The organism is Stenotrophomonas sp. CASM101 (genome assembly GCF_049384845.1).
GTDB lineage: Bacteria > Pseudomonadota > Gammaproteobacteria > Xanthomonadales > Xanthomonadaceae > Stenotrophomonas > Stenotrophomonas hibiscicola.
The window spans coordinates 771404-794718 of sequence record NZ_JBMRFR010000001.1 but is presented as its reverse complement, the minus strand read 5'-3'; the positions used below and the strand labels follow the sequence as shown (position 1 = coordinate 794718).

Annotated in this window: 21 protein-coding genes; 13 read left to right on the top strand and 8 right to left on the bottom strand. The window is 66.5% G+C overall.

Annotated elements, in window-relative coordinates:
- Positions 1 to 29: 29 nt before the first annotated feature.
- The gene (locus tag VG543_RS03875; protein ID WP_423177759.1) at positions 30 to 1049 is read right to left on the bottom strand and encodes a zinc-binding alcohol dehydrogenase family protein; all 1020 of its coding nucleotides are present in this window, start codon (positions 1047 to 1049) and stop codon (positions 30 to 32) included.
- A gap of 357 nt (positions 1050 to 1406) precedes the next feature.
- Here VG543_RS03875 and VG543_RS03870 point away from each other — a divergent pair, with 357 nt between their 5' ends.
- The 4 genes from VG543_RS03870 to VG543_RS03855 all read left to right on the top strand — a co-directional run bounded on the left by VG543_RS03870 (position 1407) and on the right by VG543_RS03855 (position 4475).
- Complete coding sequence (locus VG543_RS03870) at positions 1407 to 2498, top strand: OmpA family protein (protein ID WP_019659558.1); 1092 nt, start codon at positions 1407 to 1409, stop codon at positions 2496 to 2498.
- Positions 2499 to 2718: 220 nt separating this feature from the next.
- Positions 2719 to 3225, top strand: coding sequence for a hypothetical protein (locus tag VG543_RS03865; RefSeq protein WP_423177757.1), 507 nt, complete (start codon positions 2719 to 2721; stop codon positions 3223 to 3225).
- Positions 3226 to 3245: 20 nt separating this feature from the next.
- The gene (locus VG543_RS03860) at positions 3246 to 4055 is read left to right on the top strand and encodes a pseudouridine synthase (protein WP_019659557.1); all 810 of its coding nucleotides are present in this window, start codon (positions 3246 to 3248) and stop codon (positions 4053 to 4055) included.
- A gap of 84 nt (positions 4056 to 4139) precedes the next feature.
- Positions 4140 to 4475, top strand: a complete 336-nt coding sequence (locus tag VG543_RS03855; protein ID WP_019659556.1) for a hypothetical protein — start codon at positions 4140 to 4142, stop codon at positions 4473 to 4475.
- A 118-nt stretch (positions 4476 to 4593) separates the two neighbouring features.
- On the opposite strand, the gene kbl is transcribed toward VG543_RS03855, so the two are convergent.
- Positions 4594 to 5802, bottom strand: a complete 1209-nt coding sequence (gene kbl / locus VG543_RS03850) for a glycine C-acetyltransferase (RefSeq protein WP_005415440.1) — start codon at positions 5800 to 5802, stop codon at positions 4594 to 4596.
- Positions 5803 to 6002: 200 nt separating this feature from the next.
- Here kbl and VG543_RS03845 point away from each other — a divergent pair, with 200 nt between their 5' ends.
- Complete coding sequence (locus VG543_RS03845; protein WP_262213480.1) at positions 6003 to 6698, top strand: TorF family putative porin; 696 nt, start codon at positions 6003 to 6005, stop codon at positions 6696 to 6698.
- Between the two features lie 120 nt (positions 6699 to 6818).
- On the opposite strand, the gene tdh is transcribed toward VG543_RS03845, so the two are convergent.
- Positions 6819 to 7841 (bottom strand): L-threonine 3-dehydrogenase, encoded by a 1023-nt coding sequence (tdh, locus tag VG543_RS03840; protein ID WP_026346966.1) that lies wholly within the window; start codon positions 7839 to 7841, stop codon positions 6819 to 6821.
- Positions 7842 to 8319: 478 nt separating this feature from the next.
- On the opposite strand from tdh, the gene VG543_RS03835 reads away from it, so the two are divergent.
- A complete protein-coding gene (locus VG543_RS03835; protein WP_423177755.1) occupies positions 8320 to 10482 on the top strand; it encodes a S46 family peptidase in 2163 nt (720 codons plus the stop codon).
- Positions 10483 to 10578: 96 nt separating this feature from the next.
- Here the strand turns inward: VG543_RS03835 and VG543_RS03830 are convergent, their stop codons facing one another.
- Positions 10579 to 11202 (bottom strand): hypothetical protein, encoded by a 624-nt coding sequence (locus VG543_RS03830; protein WP_111104139.1) that lies wholly within the window; start codon positions 11200 to 11202, stop codon positions 10579 to 10581.
- 225 nt (positions 11203 to 11427) lie between these two features.
- Between VG543_RS03830 and VG543_RS03825 the strand changes: the two genes are divergently transcribed.
- The 6 genes from VG543_RS03825 (at position 11428) to VG543_RS03800 (ending at position 17660) form a co-directional block, all read left to right on the top strand.
- Positions 11428 to 12072 (top strand): histidine phosphatase family protein, encoded by a 645-nt coding sequence (locus VG543_RS03825; RefSeq protein ID WP_010483945.1) that lies wholly within the window; start codon positions 11428 to 11430, stop codon positions 12070 to 12072.
- A gap of 35 nt (positions 12073 to 12107) precedes the next feature.
- Entirely contained in the window at positions 12108 to 13379 is a 1272-nt protein-coding gene (gene folC, locus VG543_RS03820) for a bifunctional tetrahydrofolate synthase/dihydrofolate synthase (RefSeq protein WP_423177753.1), read from the top strand.
- Between the two features lie 80 nt (positions 13380 to 13459).
- Positions 13460 to 14503, top strand: coding sequence for an SPOR domain-containing protein (locus VG543_RS03815; RefSeq protein ID WP_021202992.1), 1044 nt, complete (start codon positions 13460 to 13462; stop codon positions 14501 to 14503).
- Positions 14504 to 14549: 46 nt separating this feature from the next.
- Positions 14550 to 15329 (top strand): CvpA family protein, encoded by a 780-nt coding sequence (locus tag VG543_RS03810; RefSeq protein WP_019659549.1) that lies wholly within the window; start codon positions 14550 to 14552, stop codon positions 15327 to 15329.
- Between the two features lie 30 nt (positions 15330 to 15359).
- Entirely contained in the window at positions 15360 to 16826 is a 1467-nt protein-coding gene (purF, locus tag VG543_RS03805) for an amidophosphoribosyltransferase (RefSeq protein ID WP_019659548.1), read from the top strand.
- A gap of 9 nt (positions 16827 to 16835) precedes the next feature.
- Positions 16836 to 17660, top strand: coding sequence for a ferritin-like domain-containing protein (locus VG543_RS03800; RefSeq protein ID WP_111104135.1), 825 nt, complete (start codon positions 16836 to 16838; stop codon positions 17658 to 17660).
- Positions 17661 to 17682: 22 nt separating this feature from the next.
- Here the strand turns inward: VG543_RS03800 and VG543_RS03795 are convergent, their stop codons facing one another.
- Positions 17683 to 19140, bottom strand: coding sequence for a DUF2235 domain-containing protein (locus tag VG543_RS03795; RefSeq protein WP_423177751.1), 1458 nt, complete (start codon positions 19138 to 19140; stop codon positions 17683 to 17685).
- 225 nt (positions 19141 to 19365) lie between these two features.
- Between VG543_RS03795 and VG543_RS03790 the strand changes: the two genes are divergently transcribed.
- Positions 19366 to 20619, top strand: coding sequence for a M12 family metallo-peptidase (locus VG543_RS03790; RefSeq protein ID WP_423177750.1), 1254 nt, complete (start codon positions 19366 to 19368; stop codon positions 20617 to 20619).
- Between the two features lie 87 nt (positions 20620 to 20706).
- Here VG543_RS03790 and lpxH read toward each other — a convergent pair whose 3' ends face one another.
- The 3 genes from lpxH to VG543_RS03775 form a co-directional block, all read right to left on the bottom strand.
- Entirely contained in the window at positions 20707 to 21453 is a 747-nt protein-coding gene (gene lpxH, locus VG543_RS03785) for a UDP-2,3-diacylglucosamine diphosphatase (protein WP_019659544.1), read from the bottom strand.
- A 65-nt stretch (positions 21454 to 21518) separates the two neighbouring features.
- Positions 21519 to 22058: a phosphatase PAP2 family protein gene (locus tag VG543_RS03780; protein WP_010483928.1), complete on the bottom strand. Its 540-nt coding sequence runs from the start codon at positions 22056 to 22058 to the stop codon at positions 21519 to 21521.
- Complete coding sequence (locus VG543_RS03775) at positions 22039 to 23184, bottom strand: glycosyltransferase family 4 protein (RefSeq protein WP_010483926.1); 1146 nt, start codon at positions 23182 to 23184, stop codon at positions 22039 to 22041. The genes VG543_RS03780 and VG543_RS03775 overlap by 20 nt, the downstream gene beginning before the upstream one ends.
- Positions 23185 to 23315: the final 131 nt, after the last annotated feature.

Below are 23315 nucleotides of genomic sequence, written 5' to 3'. Positions count from 1 at the left end.
CGAGCATGGGCTCGGCTCTACATGACGCTTCAGTCGTCCCAGCCCACCAGTGCCAGCTTGCCCACCGTGCGTCCGCTGGCCAGGCGCTGATGCGCAATGTCCAGATTTGCCGCATTGATCGTGCCCAGTGACTCACCGAGCGTGCCGCGCAGCTGGCCAGCATCGATCATGCTGGCGGCGCGGCTGAGGATGCGGTGCTGTTCGATGCGGTCGGCGGTGGCAAAGCGCGAGCGCGCGAACATGAATTCCCAGTGGATGCCGATGCACTTGGCCTTGTAGGGATCGCCGATGCGCAGCGGGCCACGTGGCTCGACGATCAGCCCGACATGTCCCTGCGGCGCCAGCAGCTGGCCCAGCTCATCCCAGTACTGGTCGGTGTCGGCCAGGTTGAGTGCGACCTGCACCGCGTCGATGCCGAGCGCATGCAGCTGGGCCTGGAGCGGCTGCCGGTGATCAATCACGTGCCGGGCACCCATCTGCCGGCACCAGTCGGCCGAGGCTTCGCGCGACGCAGTGGCGATCACCTCGAAACCCGCATGGCGGGCCAGCTGGATCGCCATCGAGCCGACGCCGCCCGCACCGCCGATCACCAGCAGGTTCTGGCCGGCGTGGCGGCAATCATCCAGCCGCAGGGGCATGCGCTCGAACAGCAGTTCCCAGGCAGTGAGCGTGGTCAGCGGCAGTGCCGCGGCCTCGGCGAAATCCAGCGTCGTGGGTTTGCGCGCGACCAGACGTTCGTCCACCCATTGGTACTGCGCGTTGCACCCCGGGCGGGTGACATCACCGGCGTAATAGACCTCATCACCGGACGCGAACAGGCTGGCCTCGTCGCCGATCGCCTCCACTACGCCGGCCGCGTCCCAGCCAAGGATGCGAGGTGCCTGGAGCGTGGCTGGATCCGTGCTGGCGCGCTGCTTGCCGTCGACCGGGTTGACCGAAATCGCCTCGACCCGCACCAGCAGGTCGCGCCCCCGTGGAGGCAGCGGCGGAGGAAGGCGGATATCGCACAACGCGGGGGCGGACTCACGACTCAGGGCGACGGCTTTCATCACGGCTCCGGCTGGGTTCGTGGTTCCATCATAAGGTTCCTCACCTTTTCGCAGAGACGCTGAACTGCTCATCGCAGCGCGCTGCGCAATGTGTCGTTTCCAACGCCTAAACCCCGTCAAACCCTTGCAGCGTGAGGGTCTTGCGGATTTTCATCATCCTGTATAGGGTTTCAACGTCGGACCGATGGACGGTCGGGCGCAACACTTCACATGTTACGGGACTGTTAACATGGCCTTCACCCGCCTGAGCATAATGTTCGCGGCGGTGGCGTGCTGAATCGGCTGTCGTACATCGACGCACTTGTGCTGGCCCATGCCTCTACCGGTTTCATACCCCCGAAATAGGAGCTGTACTCAATGAACAAGAAGATCCTTACTGCCGCGCTGCTGGGCGGCCTGGCTTTCGCCCAGGCAGCTTCGGCGCAGGAGTTCGATGACCGCTGGTACCTGACCGGTTCGGCCGGCTTCAACTTCCAGGACAGCGACCGTCTGACCAATGATGCTCCGTTCGTGACCCTGGGCCTGGGCAAGTTCATCAGCCCGAACTGGTCGCTGGACGGTGAGCTGAACTATCAGAACCCGAACTTCGATTCGAACAAGGACCTGAACTGGTCGCAGTACGGCGTCTCGCTGGACCTGCGTCGCCACTTCATCAAGGAAGGCCGCGGCTGGAACCCGTACATCGTCGGTGGCCTGGGCTACCAGAAGTCGGAAGAAGAGTACCCGGCGCTGAATGCCAACGGTCCGCGCCAGCGTAAGGACGGCAACGTTGCCGCCAAGCTGGGCGTCGGCCTGCAGACCACCTTCGAAAAGCGCGTTGCTGTCCGCGCCGAAGTGGCTTACCGCGCTGACTTCGACGACCAGAGCGTTGCCGCTCCGAACGAAGACTGGTTCGGTGACGTGCTGGCTTCGGTCGGCGTCGTGATCCCGCTGGGCCCGGCTCCGGTCGCGGCTGCTCCGGCTCCGGCTCCGGTTGCCCCGAGCTGCGCCGATCTGGACGACGACGGTGACGGCGTCAACAACTGCGACGACAAGTGCCCGAACTCGCAGCCGGGTCAGACCATCGGTCCGGACGGTTGCCCGGTGCCGGTCTCCATCGACCTGAAGGGCGTCAACTTCGACTTCGACAAGTCGAACCTGCGTCCGGACGCCGTGGCGATCCTGAGCGAAGCCACCGAGATCCTGAAGCGTTACCCGGATCTGCGCGTTGAAGTTGCCGGTCACACCGACTCGAAGGGTACCGACGCTTACAACCAGAAGCTGTCGGAGCGTCGCGCCACCGCCGTGTACAACTACCTGACCAAGAACGGCGTTGACGCCGGTCGCCTGGTCGGCCCGATCGGCTACGGCGAGAGCCGTCCGATTGCTCCGAACACCAACCCGGATGGTTCGGACAACCCGGAAGGTCGCGCCAAGAACCGTCGTACCGAGCTGAACGTCCAGAACTAAGTTCTGACGCTCTGCCAGTAGGACACAGCAGGACCCGGCTTCGGCCGGGTCTTGTTGTTTCTGCGGCACTCAATCCAGGCATCTGGTGGTCTGCAAGTAACCGTTCGTCGGGTTTTTATCCTTAAAACCAATGAGTTGCCGTATTCATTGAAAGTGGCGCTTGAAAGCTGTCGCGGCATTGCTAAACTCGCCGCGTCCCTTCCTTTCCTGGATGCCCCTCATGCTGCGCTCTGCATCGGCCGCCTTCCTGGCGCTGGCCCTGGTTCCCGCCGCCCACGCTGCGGTCGATTGCTCGGTCAACACCAGCGCCTCGCCGCTGCCGTTGCCGGCCACGACCATCGCGCCGGTTGCCGACGAGCTGTACATCCGTGGCAACCAGCTGGGCATGCCGGCCGGTGTGCTGAGCAGCAACTACGATCCGTCGCAGTCGCTGGACCAGGTGCTGCAGCGCCTGCGCATCGACGGCTGCCAGAACATCGCCAAGGCCATCCCTAGCGCACCGGCGGTGAAGCCGAACGATCCGACGGCCTACAAGCCGCAGACCGAATTCGACAACACGCCCTGGCGCTTCGACATGAGCCAGAACGGCAAGCGCATGACCGCCGAAGAGTTCGACGCCTGGATGAAGGCGCGCGGTGTGCGCGTGGTCAAGGCGCGTCCGGCCCCGGCCGCCACGCCGGCGGCGGCTGAAGCACCGGCTGAGACCAAGCCGGTCGACAAGAAATAAGCACCGCGGGGAGCAGAGGCTTGCGCACGCGCCGCCCACCTGCTGCCCCCGCTGCCCGCTCCCACGCACCGCGTGGGCGTGCGACTTCCGCTGCCGCTTCCGCCGGTGTCCGCCATGGCCTGGCGCGCGTACTGTCCAAGGCCGGCGTGTGCTCGCGCAGCGAGGCCGCGCGCTGGATTGCCGAAGGCCGCGTACGCGTGTCCGGCCGGATCGTGCGCGACCCGGAATTTCCGATTGGCCAGCCGGTGCCGCCGATCGAGGTCGATGGCCAGCCCATGGGCGCGCCACAGCGCCTGTACCTGATGCTCAACAAACCGCGCGGGGTAGTGACCACCGCGCAGGACGAGCGCGGCCGCGACACCGTCTACCGCTGTTTCGATGGCGCGGGGCTGCCGTGGATCGCGCCGGTCGGGCGCCTGGACAAGGCCAGTGAAGGGCTGTTGCTGTTCAGCAACGATCCGCAGTGGGCGGCGCGCCTGACCGACCCGCAGACCGGGCCGGACAAGACCTACCACGTGCAGGTTGATGGCCTGCCCGATGACGCCACGCTGGCGGCACTGCGGGCCGGCGTGGAGGACGAGGGCGAGTTCCTCGCCGCCCGTGCCGTGCGCGTACTGCGCAGTGGCGACAAGACCGCATGGCTGGAGGTGGTCCTCGACGAGGGCCGCAATCGCCATATCCGCCGCCTGTTGGCGGCCTTCGACCTGCAGGTGCTGCGCCTGGTCCGGGTCGCGATCGGCGGGCTGCAGCTCGGCGATCTCGGCAAGGGCCAGTGGCGGGTCCTGCAGGTCAGCGACCAGCAGCGGCTGGGGGCCGCTGCACCGGGCTGATCATCGCCCGTGGCCGGCGTTTGCCGGCCGCCGTTCCAGGCGTAGGGGGCGCCTGGCTGTCGAATATCCCGAACGGAGCCTGCCATGTACCACCTGACCCTCAATCAAACCCTGCGCTGCGCAGGCCTGCTTCTGCCGATGGTGCTGCTGAGCGCCTGTGGTGGCCACAAGAAGGTGGCCAAGGCGGAAACGCCGGCCGAGACCCCGGTGGTGGAAGTGAAGACCCCGGAGCTGGATGGTCGCGGCAGTTACCGCTTCCTGATGAGCAACGGCGACAAGAAGATGACCGCCGATGAGTTCGATGCCTGGATGAAGGCCAACGGTATCCGCGTAGCCAAGGGCAATGGCCAGGATGCCGCCGCCAAGCCGGTGGTGGTGGCCAGCAAGGACGAGCCGAAGGGCAAGAAGAAAAAGAAGTGACGCGCGTCGCGCGTCATTTCGGTAGCGCCGGGCCGTGCACGGCGAGCGCATGGCGCGGCTTTCGGGAAATCGCCGGGCATGGCCCGGCGCTACCCCTGGGGATCCGACCCCGGTGCGGTCAGCCCTTGACCACGCCCAGTTCGACGCCGATGCGCGTGAATGCATCGATCGCGCGGTCCAGATGCTCGCGGCTGTGCGCGGCGCTGATCTGGGTGCGGATGCGCGCCTGGCCCTTGGGTACCACCGGGAAGAAGAAACCGATCGCGTAGATGCCTTCTTCGAGCAGGCGCTCGGCGAACTTCTGTGCCAGCGGCGCGTCGTACAGCATCACCGGGCTGATCGGATGTACGCCCGGCTTCACGTCGAAACCGGCCGCGGTCATTTTTTCGCGGAAGTAGGCGGTGTTCTCGGCCAGCGTGCTGCGCAGGTCGTCAGCGGCAGCCAGCATTTCGAACGCCTTGATGCCGGCGGCCACCACGTGCGGCGGCAGCGAGTTGGAGAACAGGTACGGGCGCGAGCGCTGGCGCAGCAGTTCGATCACCTCGGCGCTGGCGCAGGTGAAGCCGCCCAGTGCGCCACCCATGGCCTTGCCCAGAGTGCCGGTGATGATGTCGATCTTCTCCAGCACGCCCTTGACCTCGGCCGAGCCGCGGCCGGTGGCACCGAGGAAGCCGGTGGCGTGGCATTCATCGATGTGCACCAGGGCGTTGTACTTCTTTGCCAGCGCGGTGATCTCGTCCAGCGGCGCGATGAAGCCGTCCATCGAGAACACGCCGTCGGTGGTGATCAGCTTGGTCTTGCAGCCGGCGGCATCGGCGGCCTGCAGCTGGGCTTCCAGATCGGCCATGTCACAGTTGGCGTAGCGGAAGCGCTTGGCCTTGCACAGACGCACGCCGTCGATGATCGAAGCATGGTTCAGTGCATCGGAAATGATCGCGTCGTTCTCGCCAAGCAGCGGCTCGAACAGGCCGCCGTTGGCATCGAAGCAGGCCGCGTACAGGATGGTGTCCTGCTTGCCGAAGAAGTCGGCGATCTGCTTTTCCAGCTGCTTGTGCAGGTCTTGCGTGCCGCAGATGAAGCGCACCGAGGCCATGCCGAAGCCGTGGGTATCGAGTGCGTCCTTGGCGGCCTGGATCAGGTCCGGATGGTCGGCCAGGCCCAGGTAGTTGTTGGCACAGAAATTCAGCACCTTGCGGCCGTCGTCGAGGGTGATCTCGGCCGACTGCGGGCTGGTGATGATCCGCTCGGACTTGAACAGGCCCTGGGCGCGGATGGCGTCCAGTTCCTCGGCGTAGTGGCGGGTCAGGGCGGAGGAGGCGTCGGTCATGGCGTGGGCACGGCTCTGAACGGGAAACCGTCGATTCTACCGGGCATCGCCGCTTGCCAACCGGCCCGGGCGGGGCATCGCCACGGCCGGCACATGTTGCATCGCAATAGCAAACGGGTTAAAAATTCGTGAACCGGCGCTGTCCCGCTCCGGCCGCTCCCGCCTTCCGCGCCACGCCACCGCCCCCACCGGAGACGCTCATGAAGCACGCCCGTGCCTGCCTCGCCATTGCCGCTGCCTTGACCCTGGCTGCCCCGTTCGCGGCCAGTGCTCAGGAAAACGAATCGCCGTACAGCTGGAACGTCACCGCCGTTTCCGATTACCTGTTCCGTGGTGTGTCGCAGACCGACGAAAAGCCGACCCTGCAGGCCGGTTTCACCTACACCTCGCCGGTCGGCCTGTATGCCGGTGTCTGGGGTTCGGGCGTCGACTTCGGTCCGGGCGACCCGAGCACCGAGGTCGACTACCAGATCGGCTACGGCGTTGACGTCACGCCCCGCGTCAATTTCGACGCGCTGCTGAATCGCTACACCTACCTCGGTGCCAGCGAGCTGAACTACAACGAGCTGATCACCACCACCACGCTGGATGAGACCTACAAGCTGACGGTGGCCTACACCAACGATGTCTGGAACAGCAGCACCGATGGCTGGTACTTCGGCCTGGGCGGCAGCTGGGGCCTGCCGAAGGACTTCACCCTGAATGCCAACGTCGGCCGCAGCACCTTCGAGGACGGCATCGCCAAGGACTATACCGACTGGAACGTCGGCGTCGAACGCCAGTTCGGCCTGTTCAACGTCGGCCTCGGCTACTACGGCACCGACGGCAACGGCCGCGACAACTCCGGCAAGCTGGCCCACAGCCGGGTGATGCTGAGCGTGGCCGTCGGCAAGTAACGCCGCAGGCGTTACGGTAGGTGCCAGGCTTGCCTGGCACGCATTGCGAAAAAGGCGCCCATCGGGCGCCTTTTTAATTCCGGTGACGCCGGGCATGGCCCGGCGCTACCGTGGGGCGGATCAGTTCCAGCTCAATACCACTTTGCCGGCCTTGCCTTCTTCCATCAGGTCGAAGCCCTTCTGGAAATCGTCAATCGGCAGCTGGTGGGTCATCACCTTGCCGAGCGGGAAGCCGGACAGCACCAGCTGGGTCATCTTGTACCAGGTCTCGTACATCTTGCGGCCGTAGATGCCCTGCACGGTCAGGCCCTTGAAGATGATCTTGTCCCAGTCGCAGCCGGCGCCCTTGGGCATGATGCCCAGCATGGCGATCTTGCCGCCGTGGTACATGCAGTCGAGCATGTCATTGAAAGCGCGCGGGTTGCCGCTCATTTCCAGGCCCACGTCGAAGCCTTCCATGTGCAGTTCCTTCATCACGTCCTTCAGCGACTGGTTGGCCACGTTGACCACGCGGGTAGCGCCCATGTCGGCGGCCAGCTTCAGGCGGAAGTCGTTGACGTCGGTCACCACTACGTTACGCGCGCCGATGTGCTTGCAGATGCCGGCGGCGATGATGCCGATCGGGCCGGCACCGGTGATCAGCACGTCCTCCCCGATCACATCGAATTCCAGCGCACAGTGCGCGGCGTTGCCGTAAGGATCGAAGAACGCGGCCAGCTCCGACGGAATCTGGTCCGGGATCGGCCACAGGTTGCTGGCCGGCATCACCATGTATTCGGCGAACGCGCCGTTGACGTTGACGCCGATGCCGACGGTGTTCGGACACAGGTGCGGGCGGCCGCCCCGGCAGTTGCGGCAATGACCGCAGACGATGTGGCCTTCGGCCGAGACGCGCTGGCCGATCTCATAGCCGGTCACTGCCGAGCCCAGCGCGGCGACGCGGCCGACGAATTCGTGGCCGATGGTCAGGCCCGGCTTGATGGTGCGCTGGCTCCACTCGTCCCACAGGTAGATGTGCAGGTCGGTGCCGCAGATCGCGGTCTTCTCCAGCTTGATCAGGACCTCGTTCGGGCCGGGGGTCGGCACCGGAACTTCTTCCAGCCAGATGCCCTTGGCTGCTTCGCGCTTGACCAGGGCCTTCATCGTTTGCTGCGCCATCGGGGTGGAACTCATCAGGGGGAAAGCGCGGATTATAGGGTGCCGGACGGAATTCCCATGTTGCGCTGCGGGTGCTTTGGCGGAACGAAAGGCATGCGCCGACGGGCGTTTCGAACGTGCTGCGAACAGCGGCGCCTCCCTGATCCGGGAAAGGGGGCGTGGTCACCCTGGCCGGGACACGCAAAAGCCCATCCATGGTGCTCGATGGCGCCTTGCTCGTGCGCGCTATCCTGCGCACACGGCAAGACCGGGGTTGGGCGTCCTGCCCAACCCGCCAGTCGCATGCGCCCGGCCCATGGCGCCAACGGTCCCGTCCAGGGTGACCACGCCCCCTCTGGACGATTTCCGTGTGCGCGGCCGACGTGCGCGTGGCAGAGCAAGAAGCAGGCCCATGACTTCCGGGGTTCGGGCCGGGGCAGGGCGGCGGGCTACAATCGAAGGTTCCACTACCAGGGGCCGCTCCATGCGCTCGAACCTGCTTGCATTTTCCATCGTCGCCAGCCTCGGGCTGGCCCAGGTCGCCCATGCCGCTGAAGGCATGTGGGTGCCGCAGCAGCTGCCGGAAATCGCCGGCCCGCTGCAGAAGGCCGGCCTGAAGCTGTCCCCGCAGCAGCTGTCCAACCTGACCGGCGACCCGATGGGCGCGGTCGTCGCCCTCGGCGGCTGCACCGCCAGCTTCGTCTCGCCGCAGGGTCTGGTGGTCACCAACCACCATTGCGCGTATGGCGCCATCCAGCTGAATTCGACCGCGCAGAAGAACCTGATCAAGGACGGCTTCAACGCGCCGACCCTGAAGGACGAACTGAGCGCCGGCCCGAACGCCCGCGTGTTCGTGCTCGACCAGATCACCGACGTCACCGCCCAGGCCAAGGCCGCCATCGCCGCCGCCGGCAATGACCCGTTGGCCCGCAGCCGCGCGCTGGACGCCTTCGACAAGGCCCAGGTTGCCGCCTGTGAGGCCGATGCCGGTTTCCGCTGCCGCCTGTACAGTTTCTCCGGCGGCAACACCTACCGCCTGTTCCGCAACATGGAAATCAAGGATGTGCGCCTGGTCTACGCGCCCCCGGGCAGCGTCGGCAAGTTCGGCGGCGACGTCGACAACTGGATGTGGCCACGCCACACCGGCGATTTCTCGTTCTACCGCGCCTACGTCGGCAAGGACGGCAAGCCGGTCGCCTTCGCCGCCGACAACGTGCCGTACCAGCCCAAGCACTTCCTGAAGTTCGCCGACCAGCCGCTGGGCGCCGACGACTTCGTGATGGTGGCCGGCTACCCGGGCCGCACCAACCGCTACGCGCTGGCCGGTGAGTTCAACGAAACCGCCAGCTTCACCTACCCGACCATCGCCAAGCACTACAACGCGGTGCTGAAGCTGATCGCCGACGCCGGCAAGGCCGACGCCGACGTCAAGGTGAAGTACGCCGCCACCGCCGCCAGCATGAACAACGTGGCCAAGAACTACCTGGGCCAGCTGGAAGGCTTCAAGCGCATCGACGCCGCTGGCCAGAAGCAGGCTGAAGAAGCCGCCGTGCTGGCGTGGCTGAAGAAGCAGGGCGCTGCCGGCAAGCCGGCCCTGGCCGCACACGCGCAGCTGCTCAAGCATCTGGATACCAGCAAGGCCACCCGCGAACGCGACCTGTTCGTCGGCCAGTTCAACAACACCTCGGCCGTTGGCGCGGCGATCACCCTGTACCGCCTGTCGATCGAGCGCAGCAAGCCGGATGCCGAACGCGAAGCCGGTTACCAGGAACGCGACCTGACCACCATCGAAGGTGGCCTGAAGCAGATGGATCGTCGCTACGTGGCGAAGATGGACCAGCAGCTGCAGGCCTACTGGCTGGAGCAGTACGTGGCCCTGCCGGCCGCGCAGCGCGACAATGACGTGCTGAACAAGTGGCTGGCCGGCAGCGATGCCGCTGCGGTGAAGTCGGTGGTGGCCAAGCTGTCGGGCACCGAGCTGGGCAGCCTGGATGCACGCCTGAAGTGGTTCAAGGCCGACCGTGCCGCGTTTGAAGCCAGCAGCGATCCGGCCATCCAGTACGCCGTGGCTGTCATGCCGGCACTGCTGAAGCAGGAAGAGCAGAAGAAGATCCGCGAAGGCGAATCGCTGACCGCGCGCCCGCTGTACCTGCAGGCCGTGGCCGACTACAAGAAGAGCCAGGGTGAGTTTGTCTACCCGGACGCCAACCTGTCGCTGCGCATCACCTTCGGCAACGTCATGGGCTATGGCAAGGACGGCGTGACGTACACCCCGTTCACCACCCTGGAAGGCGTGGCGGCGAAGGAGACCGGTGAAGATCCGTTCGATTCGCCGAAGGCGCTGCTCGATGCGGTCAAGGCCAAGCGTTACGGCGGCCTGGAAGACAAGCGCATCGGTTCGGTGCCGGTGAACTTCCTGTCCAACCTGGACATCACCGGCGGCAACTCGGGTTCGCCGGTGCTGGACGCCAACGGCAAGCTGGTCGGCCTGGCCTTCGATGGCAACTGGGAATCGGTCAGCTCCAACTGGGTGTTCGATCCGGTGATGACCCGCATGATCGCCGTCGACAGCCGCTACATGCAGTGGATCATGCAGGAAGTGGCGCCGGCGCCGCAGCTGCTGAAGGAGCTGAACCTGGTTAAGTAAGGTTCGCGGTCCCTGGCGGTGCATCCACGCATGGCGTGGATCTACTGCAATCCTGAAACCCCGCGACGTCTGTCGCGGGGTTTTTTGTCAGCAGCCCTAAGCGGTTTCCCAGGGAACCGGGCGCCCCATTCCCGACACATCGCTGCCCGCTCCGAGCACCCGACAGTGATTCCAGTAGTCATCTTCCGAGCCCTCAAGGCCGTCGAGATGCAGGCGGACGGATGGGATAGGCCAGCTGTGTTCCATTGCAGCCAGCGCGATCAGCTGTTCGCAAACGTCTTCGTCCGGTGCATCCAATCCGGACAACAAGCGCTCGAACGCTTCATAGAAATCTTCCTCGGGATCGTTCAGGGCGGCAATTTCGTCCATTTCGATTGAAATGAACTCATACGGTGCGTCTTCAATCACCCGTTCGAGCATGTTCACGTACGGAGCAAGATCACCGATACCCTTGAATGCCTGGACGACGCCTGTGCGGCGGCGCCGAAGGGTTTCGAGCACTTTCTGTTTGGGTGCCGAAGGTGCCTGTCCGATCACAACTTCGCCATCGACTTCGAAATCAGCCCGCTGGAAATCCTCGGGTGTGAAAAGCGCCGGCCACAGCAGCGGTATGCAGTAGACATCGTTTGCCAGTGTCTGCACGTCGGAATCGTAGTCGACGGAGAAGCTGGGATAGATGCCCGGCAGGGGGCTGCAGCACAGATAGGATCGATTGGACATTGATCGGCCCGCAAAGGCTCCAAGCGTGGACGTCCGGTGCCAGCAATACCATCAGATTAGTTGCATATTGCAAAGTGAACGTGCCTGTCCGCTTCGACGTCGTTGGTTGCACTCCATCCCTAGCTGCCCGGCCGGGTGCGCCGAACAGGTATCATCCCTGTTCCGCGCACTTCACAGGATGTGAACGAAACGCGGAAACCTCCTCCCCCCAGGACCCTTGCACGCATGCGCATCCTGCTTGCCCGCCACGGCGAAACGCCGTGGAACGCCGAAGGCCGCTACCAGGGCCAGATCGATATTCCGCTTTCGCCGATCGGCGAAGCCCAGGCCCAGGCGCTTGGCGCCCGCTTGGCCTCGGTGGACATCACCCGTGCCGTTGCCTCGCCGCTGTCGCGCGCGCAGCGCACCGCGCAGCTGGCGCTTGGCGCCGCCCGCGCCGACATGCTGCTGACCGAGCCGGAGCTGCAGGAAATCGCCCACGGCGAATGGGAAGGCCTGCTGGCCAGCGAAATCAACGAAAAGGATCCGTCGCGCCTGCAGGCCTGGCGCGAGGAACCGGATACCGTGCTGATGCCCGGCGGCGAATCGCTGCGCCTGGTGCTGGAACGCAGCTGGCGTGGCCTGGCCCGTGCCACCGAAGGCCTCGGCGAGCACGACACCCTGCTGGTGGTCGCGCATGACGCGGTCAACCGCGTGATCCTGTGCAAGGTGCTGGGCCTGCCGATCTCCCGCCTGTGGACCTTCCGCCAGGCACCGACCACGCTCAACCTGCTCGAGGGCGCCGACCTGGACAGCCTGGAAGTGGTGCGCCTGAACGACTGCGCCCACCACACGCCGTTCTTCGGCGAAGCCAAGCACCGCGCCCTCTGATCCCCGAACCACCTGCTTCTGCTGGAACCCCTGCCGTGACGAACACCCCGACCACCCTGGCCGACTGGCTGGACTACATTGAACGCCAGCACCCGGCGACCATCGACATGGGCCTGGAGCGCGTGCGCGCCGTGGCCACCGCGATGGGCCTGGGGGCGCCGGGCAAGCGCACCATCGTGGTTGGTGGCACCAACGGCAAGGGCTCGACCGTCGCCTTCATCGAAGCCATTGCACGTGCCGCCGGCTGGAAGGTTGGCGCATACACCTCGCCGCATCTGCTGCGCTACAACGAGCGCGTGCGCATCGACGGCCAGGACGTGGACGATGCGGCGCTGGTTGCTGCGTTCAACGCCGTCGAGGCCGCACGCGGCGAGACCACGCTGACCTATTTCGAGTACGGCACGCTGGCCGCGCTGCAGCTGTTCGCCGACGCCGGGCTGGACCTGGCGGTTCTGGAAGTGGGTCTGGGCGGTCGCCTGGATGCGGTCAACATCGTCGACGCCGATGTGGCCGTGATCACCACTGTGGACATCGACCATGCCGAATGGCTGGGCGAAGACCGCGAAGCAATCGGCACCGAGAAGGCCGGCATCATCCGTGGCTGGAAGCCGGTGATCCTGGGTGAGACCGACCCGCCGTCGAGCGTGCTCGCACGGGCCTACCTGGTGGGTGCCAACGCGATCCGCGGCGGCAGCGACTATTTCTACGAGCCGATCGATGCCCATCGCTGGCGCTGGCGGGACGTTGGCCTGCGCATGGAACTGCCAACCCCGGCGCTGGCCGGGCCGATCCAGCTGGCCAATGCGGGTGCCGCCATTGCTGCGCTGCGCGCGCTGGACAAGCCGGTGCCGCGCGCGGCGTGGGCCGCTGGTATCGCGGCGGCGCGTATCCCGGGTCGGCTGCAGGCGTTCGAGCGAGATGGCGTGCAGATCCGCGTCGACGTCGGGCACAACCCGCAGGCGGCGGGCCAGCTGGCCCGCGCGCTGAAGGCCGAAGCGTCGGCCGGGCGCACCTTGGCGGTGTATGCCGCATTGCAGGACAAGGACGCGGTGGGTGTGGTGCGGGCATTGCAGGGCGTGGTTGGCGAGTGGACCCTTGCCGGCCTGGACGGCCCGCGCGGCCAGAGTGCCGCCCAGTTGCAGGCGCGCCTGGCCGAGACCGATGCTGGCAGCGCGCAGCTGGCCGCTTCGGTCGAGCAGGCGCTGGCGCAGGTACTGGACCGGGCCGAGCGCGGTGACCGCGTACTGGTGTTTGGCTCCTTCCATACCGCCGCCGCCGCGTTGCAGTGGCTGCAGCGCAACGCCTGAGCCACGTTCAGCCAATCCCGACGCCGTCCGGTCCGGCACCCGTATAATCGACCGCAACCTCCGGACAGTTGCCGCCTCACGTGGATACGCCTCTGAAACAGCGTCTGATTGGTGCCATCGTGCTGGTCGCACTGGCCGTGATTTTCCTGCCGATGCTGGTCAAGGGACCTGCACCGGACAGCGGTGTGGCCTCGGTGCCGATCGCCGCGCCGGACGCGCCGGCCGATGGCCAGTTCGAAACCCGTGAACTACCGCTGGTGGCTCCGGCCGGTGGTGCCACCGGCCTGCAGACCGGGCAGGCCAAGCCGCTGCAGGACGCCGCCACGCCGGCCACGCCGCCGACCGTGGACACCTCCCCGGCGGTTGCTGCCGGCAACTACGCCGTCACCTTCGGCGCCTACGGCAGCAAGGCCGACGCCGATGCCGTGATTGCCTACCTGCAGCGCTCGCAGCTGCCGGGCTTCGCAGAAGCGACCACCATCAACGGCCGTCAGGCATGGCGTGTGCGCGTGGGGCCGTACGCCGACCGTGCACAGGCCGAGGCCGCCCGCCTGCAGGCGGTGAAGATCCGTGCCGATGTGAAGGCCGAAGTGATCACCCTGGATGCCGCAGCGGACAGCAGCGCCCCGGTGGCAGCCACCCCGGCACCGGCTACGCCGAGCGCCAGTACCCCATCCGCCGCCACCGCGCCGTCGGCCAGCAGCAACCCGGTGCGCAGTGAAAGCCTGCCGCCGAGTACGCCGACTGCAACGACCACTCCGGCGGCCAAGCCCGAGCCGCCGAAGCCGGCGCCGAAGCCCGAAACCCCGAAGCCCGAGCCGAAGCCGGAGGCCACCGCGAGCAAGCCGGCAACGGCCCCGGCCACGCCGGCAGCACCGGCCGCCAGCGGCGTCGGCTTTGCCGTGCAGCTGGGCGCGTTCGGCCAGGCCAACGATGCCAACGCCCTGCGCGACAAGGTCCGCGCCGCCGGCTTCAGTGCTTTTGTCGAGCAGGTGCGCACCGAAAAGGGCACCCTGCATCGCGTCCGCGTCGGGCCGGTGGCCAACCGTGGCGATGCCGAGCAGCTGAAGGCGCAGGTCGCCGCCAAGGTCGGCGTCGCCGGCATGGTCCGGCCGCACCCATGACCCACGCGCAGCCGCGTTGCCAGCGCCGCCGAAGGAGCGGGGCGCCATGATCGACGTGGTGCTGCTGATCGTGATCGCCGCCTCCACCCTGCTGGGGATGCTGCGCGGCTTCGTCGGCATCGTCATTGGCACCCTGTCGTGGCTGCTGGCCGCGTGGGCGGCCTTCGCCTTCGGCAATGATGCCGCCCATTGGTGGGCTGCCCCGGCGGCCCCCGGTGGCGAACACTTCGTCGGCGGCTACCTGGGCGTCGGCATCGGCGTGATGATCGTGGTTGCGGTGATCGGCATGGTCATCAAGGCTCTGGTCCACCGCAGCATGCTGACCAGCCTGGACCGCCTGCTGGGCGGGGTGCTGGGGGCCGTGCGGGGCGGCCTGATCGCCGCGATCCTGCTGCTGCTGGGCAGTTTCACCCCGTTGACTGCCGAGCCCTCCTGGCAGCGCTCGGCGGTGCGGCCACTGCTGAATCCCACCGTTGCCTGGATGAACAGCAAGCTGCCGCACTGGGAGGTTCCCGGGGCCGATCTGCTGCCCAAGGCCTTGCCGACCGACGCGCTGTCCCCATCTGCATTGATGGAGTTGGGCAAGAACGCTGGCGCCGGGTTGGGAAAGCCGGGCGCGGCAGGCGATAATGGCATCCTCAACCAGGTAGTGGCAGGCAGCGGATGGCTGCGGCCTGCGAAAGCGGAACAGGGCGATTCCTACGATCCGGCGGAAGTGCGCCCGGATGCTCCTGCACTGCCGGACAGTATCGAGCCGGGCGATCCGGCCAACGTCGACCGCGTGCGCGGCGACCACCGCGGCCAGGTACGGCCACCTTCCTTGTAACTGGGCACAGCCCAGCGGAGACCTCGCATCATGTGTGGCATCGTCGGAATCGTCGGCAACCAGAACGTCGCCGGGCAGTTGTATGACGGCTTGACCGTCCTCCAGCACCGTGGCCAGGATGCGGCGGGCATCGCCACCGCCAGCGGCAGCCGCCTGCGCGTGCAGAAGGCCACCGGCCTGGTCCGCGATGTGTTCGATGCCCGCACCATGTCCACCCTGGAAGGCAGCGTGGGCATTGCCCACGTGCGCTACCCGACCGCCGGTTCGGAAGGCATGGACGAGGCGCAGCCGTTCTACGTCAATTCGCCGTACGGCATCGCGCTGGCCCACAACGGCAACCTGATCAACACCGAGGTGCTGCGCCAGCAGGTGTTCGAACAGGACCGCCGCAACGTCAACACCGATTCGGACAGCGAAGTGCTGCTGAACGTGTTCGCCTACGAACTGGAACAGCAGCGCCAGCTCAGCCCGGAAGCGGCCATCCGCGCGGTGGCCGGCGTGCACCGCCGTTGCAAGGGCGGCTATGCGGTGGTCAGCGTGGTGCTGGGCCTGGGCCTGGTCGCCTTCCGCGACCCGCATGGCATCCGTCCGCTGGTGCTGGGCAAGCGCAGCCATGCCGAGGGCGACGAGTACATCGTGGCGTCCGAGTCGGCCGCGCTGGACGTGCTGGGCTTCCAGCGCGTGCGCGATGTGCAGCCGGGCGAAGCGCTGGTGATCACCGCGCGTGGCGAGCTGTTCTCGGAGATCTGCGCCGAGCCGGCCGAGCACACCCCGTGCATCTTCGAATACGTGTACTTCGCGCGCCCGGACTCGATGATCGACAACGTCTCGGTGCACAAGGCGCGCATGCGCATGGGCATCAAGCTGGGCGAGAAGATCCTGCGCCTGCGCCCGGATCATGACATCGACACCATCATCCCGATCCCGGACACCTCGCGCGACGCGGCGCTGGAAATCTCCAACGTACTTGGGGTGAAGTACCGCGAAGGCTTCATCAAGAACCGCTACATCGGCCGTACCTTCATCATGCCGGGGCAGGGCGAACGCGTGAAGTCGGTGCGTCGCAAGCTCAACCCGATCCACCTTGAGTTCCGCAACCGCGTGGTGCTGCTGGTGGACGATTCGATCGTGCGTGGCACCACCAGCCAGCAGATCGTGCAGATGGCCCGTGACGCGGGCGCGCGCAAGGTCTATCTGGCCAGCGCCGCGCCGCCGGTGCGCTACCCGAACATCTACGGCATCGACATGCCGGCGGCCGAGGAACTGGTCGCGCACAACCGCACCGTGGAAGAGATCGAAGCCCACCTGGGCTGCGACTGGCTGATCTACCAGGACCTGGAAGACATGGAAGCGGCAGTGAGCGAGGGCAACCCGGCGCTGCGCAGCTTCGATTCGTCCTGCTTCAACGGCCACTACCCGACCGGCATTGAACCGGGCTACTTCGAGCGCATCCAGCAGCTGCGGTCGGACGACGCCAAGCACAAGCGCCGCGCCTGAGGACCAGGCGTGGTCGATGTACCCGACGTTGGTGGCGACCTGCTGCGCGCAGCGCAGCAGTGCCTGGCCGAAGCCGACCCGCTGCGCAAGGTTGCGCTGACCCAGGCGTATGCGGCCGCGTTCCGTGCCGGTCGCCTGAAGGTGGCGGCCGATGCGCCACCGCCGGAACCGATCCGCATGCCGGGCCGGCCAGCGCAGCTGATGCTGGTGCATCCGCGCGAAGTTCCGCGGCGCGGACTGGGTGGCGTGGAAGGTCGGGCTGCCTTCATCCACGCCATCGCCCATATCGAACTCAACGCGATCGACCTGGCCTGGGACGCGGTGTACCGCTTCCGTGGCCTGCCGTCGGCGTTTCATGCCGACTGGGTCAGCTGTGCCGACGACGAATCGCGGCATTTCATGCTGCTGCGCGAGCGCCTGCAGGTGCATGGCCACGACTACGCCGACTTCCCCGCGCACAACGGCCTGTGGGAAATGTGCGAAAAGACCGCGCACGATGGCCTGGCACGCATGGCGCTGGTGCCGCGCGTGCTGGAAGCGCGCGGCCTGGACGTGACGCCCGGCATGATCGAGAAACTGCGCAATGTCGGTGATGGCGAAACCGCCGATGTGCTGGAGGTGATCCTGCGTGAGGAAGTGGCGCATGTTGCCGCCGGTTCGCGCTGGTACCGCTGGTACTGCGACCGCGCCGGTGTCGAGCCGCGCGCACGTTTCAAGGAACTGCTTGTGGAGTATGCCGGCGGCTACCTGCACGGGCCGTTCAACATGGAAGCGCGCCTGCTGGCCGGGTTCGATGCGGATGAGCTGGCCAACCTTGTCGAGCAGGCCGGCTGAGAACAGGGGAGGTCCCCTTTTCTTATGCGTTCGGCAACACCACGCGCTTGCCATCCACGGTTGGCCGGTTGATATAGAACAAGCCAGGGCCTGGTCGATACGGCAGTTCGCTGACGCCGGCATCGGCGGCGTAGGTCAGTGCGGTGTCGCCCAGCGCATCGAAGTTCCAGTGCGCCGACTGCATCAGGTAGCGCCGACGCAGCAGCGCCTCCTGTGTCGCCGTCAGTGGCTGTCCGGCCACCAGGCGCCGTGCGATAGGCCGCAGGGCGGACGGCAGTTCCCAGCCGGGAACCTCGGCGGCATTTGCAGTCCATTGCACGCCGGCATCGATGGCCTGCTGCTGCATCACCTGCAGTGCGATCAGCTGGTAACGCCAGTCGATGGGCCGGCGCAGTACCACAGCGGCGGTCACATACAGCACCGGTGACAACAGCACGCTGCGGCTGCCGGCGCGTCGCTGCTGCTGCCACTGGTGCCAGACATCCACCCAGATTTCCTTCTCGTCCACGCCCAGCTGCTGTCGCCAGCGTTCGGCATCGGCCTGTGTTTCAGCATAGGCCGTGGTGGCCTGCAGCATCGCCAATGGAGGAATCTGGTAGTCGGCAACCGCGGGGCGGCGCAGCAACTGCCGGCGCGGGCGACTGAGCAGCTTGGGCCCTTCGTCGAGCTGGTTGTAGCCGCCACCGATGTTGGCGTGCACGCCGGGCAGGGCAATCTCGGTGAACGGCGGCGCCACGCTGGTCAGTGCATAGTGCTGGCGATGTTCATCACGCGCGGTGAGCTGCACGACGTGGCGTGCGATGCCACTGCGCAGCGCCAGTTGCGGCTGTTCCTCGGCGCGGCCGCCATTGACCGCGACCACGGTGTCGAACAGCCCGATGAAGCGCAGTACCGGCGTGGCCGGGGCGAAGTTCGTAGTGCAGGACAGGCCGGCGGCCTGTAGCAGCTGGCGCCAGCGCACGCCGTCCCAGCCCTGAAGTTGGTTGGCGATGTCACGTGCGGCAGCAGCGCCGCGTGAATAACCGAACAGGTCCAGCTGCACGCCATGCAGCGGTCGCTGCCAGCGTGCGGATAGTCCCGACAGTGCGGCCGGAAGCAGCACCTGCAGCGCGCGCTGCACTTTCGCGCGCACACCACTGGCGCCGATGCCGAACGCCAGTCCGATCAGGTCGTCGTCGGCATCGTCGCGGGTGCCCACGCCTTCCACGTAGATCGACAGCGAAGGTGTGGCCATCGCATCGCGGCGGCTGTCCGGATACAGCTGCTGCAGGCGTGCGATGTTGGTCAGGCCGTTGTCGTAGCTGCTGGTCAGCCGGCTCTGGTAGGTCGAATCGTCATTCGCACGCAGCTGCGCCGGACGTGGCTGCGGAACCCGGGGGCGACCGCGTGCCAGGTTGTGTGCGTTGTTGCGGGTGCCATCAAAGAACAGGCCTATCCGCAGCAAGCCGACATCTTCGTCCGTGTCCTGCGATGGAGCCATGTGCATGTCCCGTCGTGGCTACGTCACGGTAGCGCGAAAGCGGTGTATTGGCGAAGTGTAGTGACGCTTTTGACCTTAATTAACGTAGATGCGGTGGATCACATTTCCTGATTTTCATCTCCGTCTTCTATTGAATTCACACGGCCCACGCAGGCCATATGGCCAAACCCGGCAAACCCGGGCGTGCTGCATCAACGCTGTTCACATCATTCAAGGAGCGACGCAATGTTGTCCAGATCGATTGGCAAAGCGGCAGGTGGCCTGGTATTGGGTTTGTCGGTGGCAGCGGCCGCGCAGGCGGCACCGTTGTTCGAGCCAGTGACGGTCATCAGCCGTGCATCGGCAAACAGTGAGCCCGCGCTGGACAAGCTGCTGGCCACCCCGTCCACCGCGACGGTACAGGAAGTGCGTGTCGATGCAGCTGCCACCGCGCAGCCGCAGCTCGAGTTCGAACTGCTCGGCCGGCGCGTGCAGGCGGTGCGCAGCAAGGTGGAGGCGCTGCCCGATGGCGGCAGCATCTGGTACGGCCAGTTCCGCTCCCCTTCGGACAAGCTGACCGCTGCCACGTCCAATGGCCAGGACGATCCGGGCAATTCGCTGATCCTGGTGCGCTCGGGCGACACCATCACTGGGTCGATCCGCAAGGACGGCAAGCTCTATCGCCTGCGCCCGCTGGGCAACCGCCACGTGCTGGTGGAAGTGGACGAATCGCGGATGCCGGCCGACCATCCGGCCGACTACAACCAGCTGCCGAAAATCCCGATGGGCGCCAACGATCGCATCGGTACCGCACAGGCGTCGTCCGGCACCCCGGCCACCATCCGCGTGCTGGTGGTGGCGACCAATGCGGCCGTGGCGGCCTATGGCGGCAACATGCAGTCGCTGGTGCAGCTGGCCGTGGCCGAGTCCAACCAGGGGTATGTCAACAGCAACGTGGGCATCACCATGCAGCTGGCCCGCTACGAGACCACCAACTACACCGAATCGGGCAGCTTCGATACTGATCTGGCCCGCTTCCGTGGCACCAGCGACGGCTACATGGACAGCATCCACACCAGCCGGAACACCTACACGGCGGACGTGGGCGTGCTGCTGATCAACAACAGTGCGTACTGTGGCCTGGCCTCGGGCATAGGCTCGACGGCTTCCACCGCCTTCGCGGCGGTGTACTGGGATTGCGCGACAGGCTATTACTCGTTCGCGCACGAGATCGGCCACCTGCAGAGTGCACGGCATGATATCGCCACCGACCCGAGCACCTCGCCGTACGCCTATGGCCATGGTTATCGCTATGAGCCGTCCAGCGGCACCGGCTGGCGCACGATCATGGCCTACAACTGCACCCGCAGCTGCCCGCGCCTGAACTACTGGTCCAACCCGAACATCAGCTACAACGGCATCCCGATGGGCAACGCCAGTACCGCCGACAACCAGCGCGTGCTGGTCAATACCAAGGCCACCATCGCGGGCTTCCGCTGAGGCCAGGCGCCGGCCAGGGGCGGTGTCTGCCCGGGTGCGTGCACCTGCCCGGGTAGATGCCAACCCTGGTTGGCACCCTGCGATCCATCATTCGCGCGCGAGCGTATCCAGCGACCAGCCGCCGGCATCCACGCGCAGCACCGATCCCTGTTCGTACCAGTCGCCCAGTACGATGCGGGTGCAGGTGCGTCCACCGGCCTGCAGCGTGTGCACCGCCGGGCGATGGGTGTGGCCATGGATCATCGTATCCACGCCGTGGCGCACGAAGGTGGCATCGACTTCGGCCGGGGCCACGTCGGTGACGGTCTCGAACTGTGCGCGGTCACCCTGCTTCATTTCCGCCTGGCGTGCCTGGCTGGCATCACGCGCCTTCTGCGCGAAGGCGATGCGCGCGGCCAGCGGCTGCGACAGGAACTGCGCCTGGAATGCCGGGTCGCGCGTCTGCGCGCGGAACTGCTGGTAGGGAATGTCGTCGGTGCACAACAGGTCGCCGTGCTGCAGCAGCACCGGGCGGCCGTACAGTTCGATCACGCAGGGGTCGGGCAGGATGCGCAGGCCGGCGCGGCGGGCATAGTCCTCGCCGAGCAGGAAATCGCGGTTGCCGCGGATGAAGTACACCGGCACGCCGCTGTCGAAGAGTGCCTTCAGTGCGTCGGCCACCGCATCGGCGGCGGGTGAGGGCGTGTCGTCGCCGATCCAGGCCTCGAACAGGTCGCCCAGGATGTACAGCGCATCGGCGCCGGGCGCCTGGTCGCGCAGGAAGCGCAGGAACAGGTCGGTGATCTCCGGACGGCTGGGGTCCAGATGCAGGTCGGAAATGAACAGCGTGGTCATGCCTGCATTCTAGGCCATCAACGATGACGGTAGCGCCGGGCCACGCGCGGCCGGTGCAGCGGCCATCACACCGGCAGAGGCAGCCAGGCCAGGCTGGCCGATGCCAGCAGGATGGCGATGCCGGTGGCGGCCAGTACATCGGACGGGTAGTGCAGGCCCAGTACCACCCGCGACAGCGCGACGCCGAAGGTGAAGGGAACCAGCAGCGGTGCCAGCCACGGGTAGTAGGCCAACGCGACGATGGTGAACGACACCGCGTGCAGGGTGTGCCCGGAGGGGAAGCTGAACTCGTCCAGCGGTGCCACCCAGGCACGGATGCGCAGATCGGCCGCATACGGGCGGGGACGCCGGGTCCAGCGCTTGAGGCCTTTGTAGAGCAGCAGCGCGGCCAGCCCGGTGGCGGCCATGTGCACGGAGGCGCGCAGTCCGTCGAAGCCGTCGAGCAGCACCAGCGCGCCCATCAGCACGTACCAGAACACGCCATCGCCGAGACGGCTGATGACCGAGAACAGGCGACGCACGCGGCGACGCCGGCAGTAGTGGTTGGCCCGGCGGCACAGCCGCGCCTCGCGGCCGGCCAACAGCTCAAGCGGCGTGGTGCGCATGGCCGCTCCTCCGCGACTGGGCCAGCTCGGACAGCAGCGCATCGAACTCGGCAACCACCTGCTGTGGATGCAGCCGCTTCATCGCACGCGCGGCGCTGCTGCCGAATTCGCGGCGCCGTGCATCATCGGCGGCCAGCTGCACGGCTGCCTCGATGAACTGCTCATCGTTTTCCACGGCCGCGCCGTTCTCGCCATTACGCAGGTATTCGCGGGCCGCACCGTAGTCGAATGCGACGGTGGCCAGGCCGCTGGCCATGCTTTCCAGGGTCACGTTGCCAAAGGTCTCGCTGCGGCTGGGGAACAGGAACAGGTCACCGCTGGCGAAATGCCGCGCCAGGGCCTCGCCGCGCTGGATGCCGCAGAAGATGAAATCCGGGTTTTCATGTGCCAGTTTTTCGCGGGCCGGACCATCACCTACCCAGACGAAGCGGGCTTTGGGCCGGATCTGCTGCAGGCGCCGGAAGGCTTTCACCGCCAGGCCAAGGTTCTTTTCCGCGGCGATGCGGCCGACATGGATCGCGACCAGGCCATTGCCGTCCACGCCCCATTCCTCGCGCAGCCCCGGGTCGCGCCGGCCCGGATCGAACTGCTGGCTGTCGACCGCACGTGCCAGCAGGCGTACACGTTCGAAACCCTGTTCGCCGAGGAACTGCTGCAGTTCGCGGGTGGGTACCAGCGTTGCGTCGGCCTGGTTGTGGAACCGGCGCATCCAGCGCATCGCAGCGGCCTGCAGCCAGGCGACGCCGTAGTCGGGCAGGTACTCGTCGAAGCGGGTGTGGAAACCACTGGCGACCGGAATGCCAAGGCGGCGCGCGGTGCGCAGCGCCGACCAGCCCAGCGGGCCTTCGGTGGCGATGTAGACCGCATCGGGACGCTGCTGCTGCCAGTGGCGGTTGAGCCGGATCGGTGCAGGCAGGCCGAAGCGCAGGCCGGGGTAGCGCGGCAGTGCGGCACCCGGAACCAGCAGCGTGCCTGGCGCCGAGTCCAGCGCTTCGCTGGTCTGGCGTGGCCGGATCAGGTCGATGTCATGGCCGGAAGTGCGCAGTCCCTGCTCCAGGCCCTGCACGGTGAGGGCAACGCCGTTCACTTCCGGCGGGTAGGTCTCGGTGACGATGGCATAGCGCATGGCGGGCCTCCGGGTTTCCGGCATGCTCGGGCCTGGCGATGTAGCGGATATGACCGCTTTGCGACCACGGGATGACGGCCGTCCGGTTGCCGTGGAGCCACGGCCCCGAAGGGCCGTGGCGGTGCCGCAGC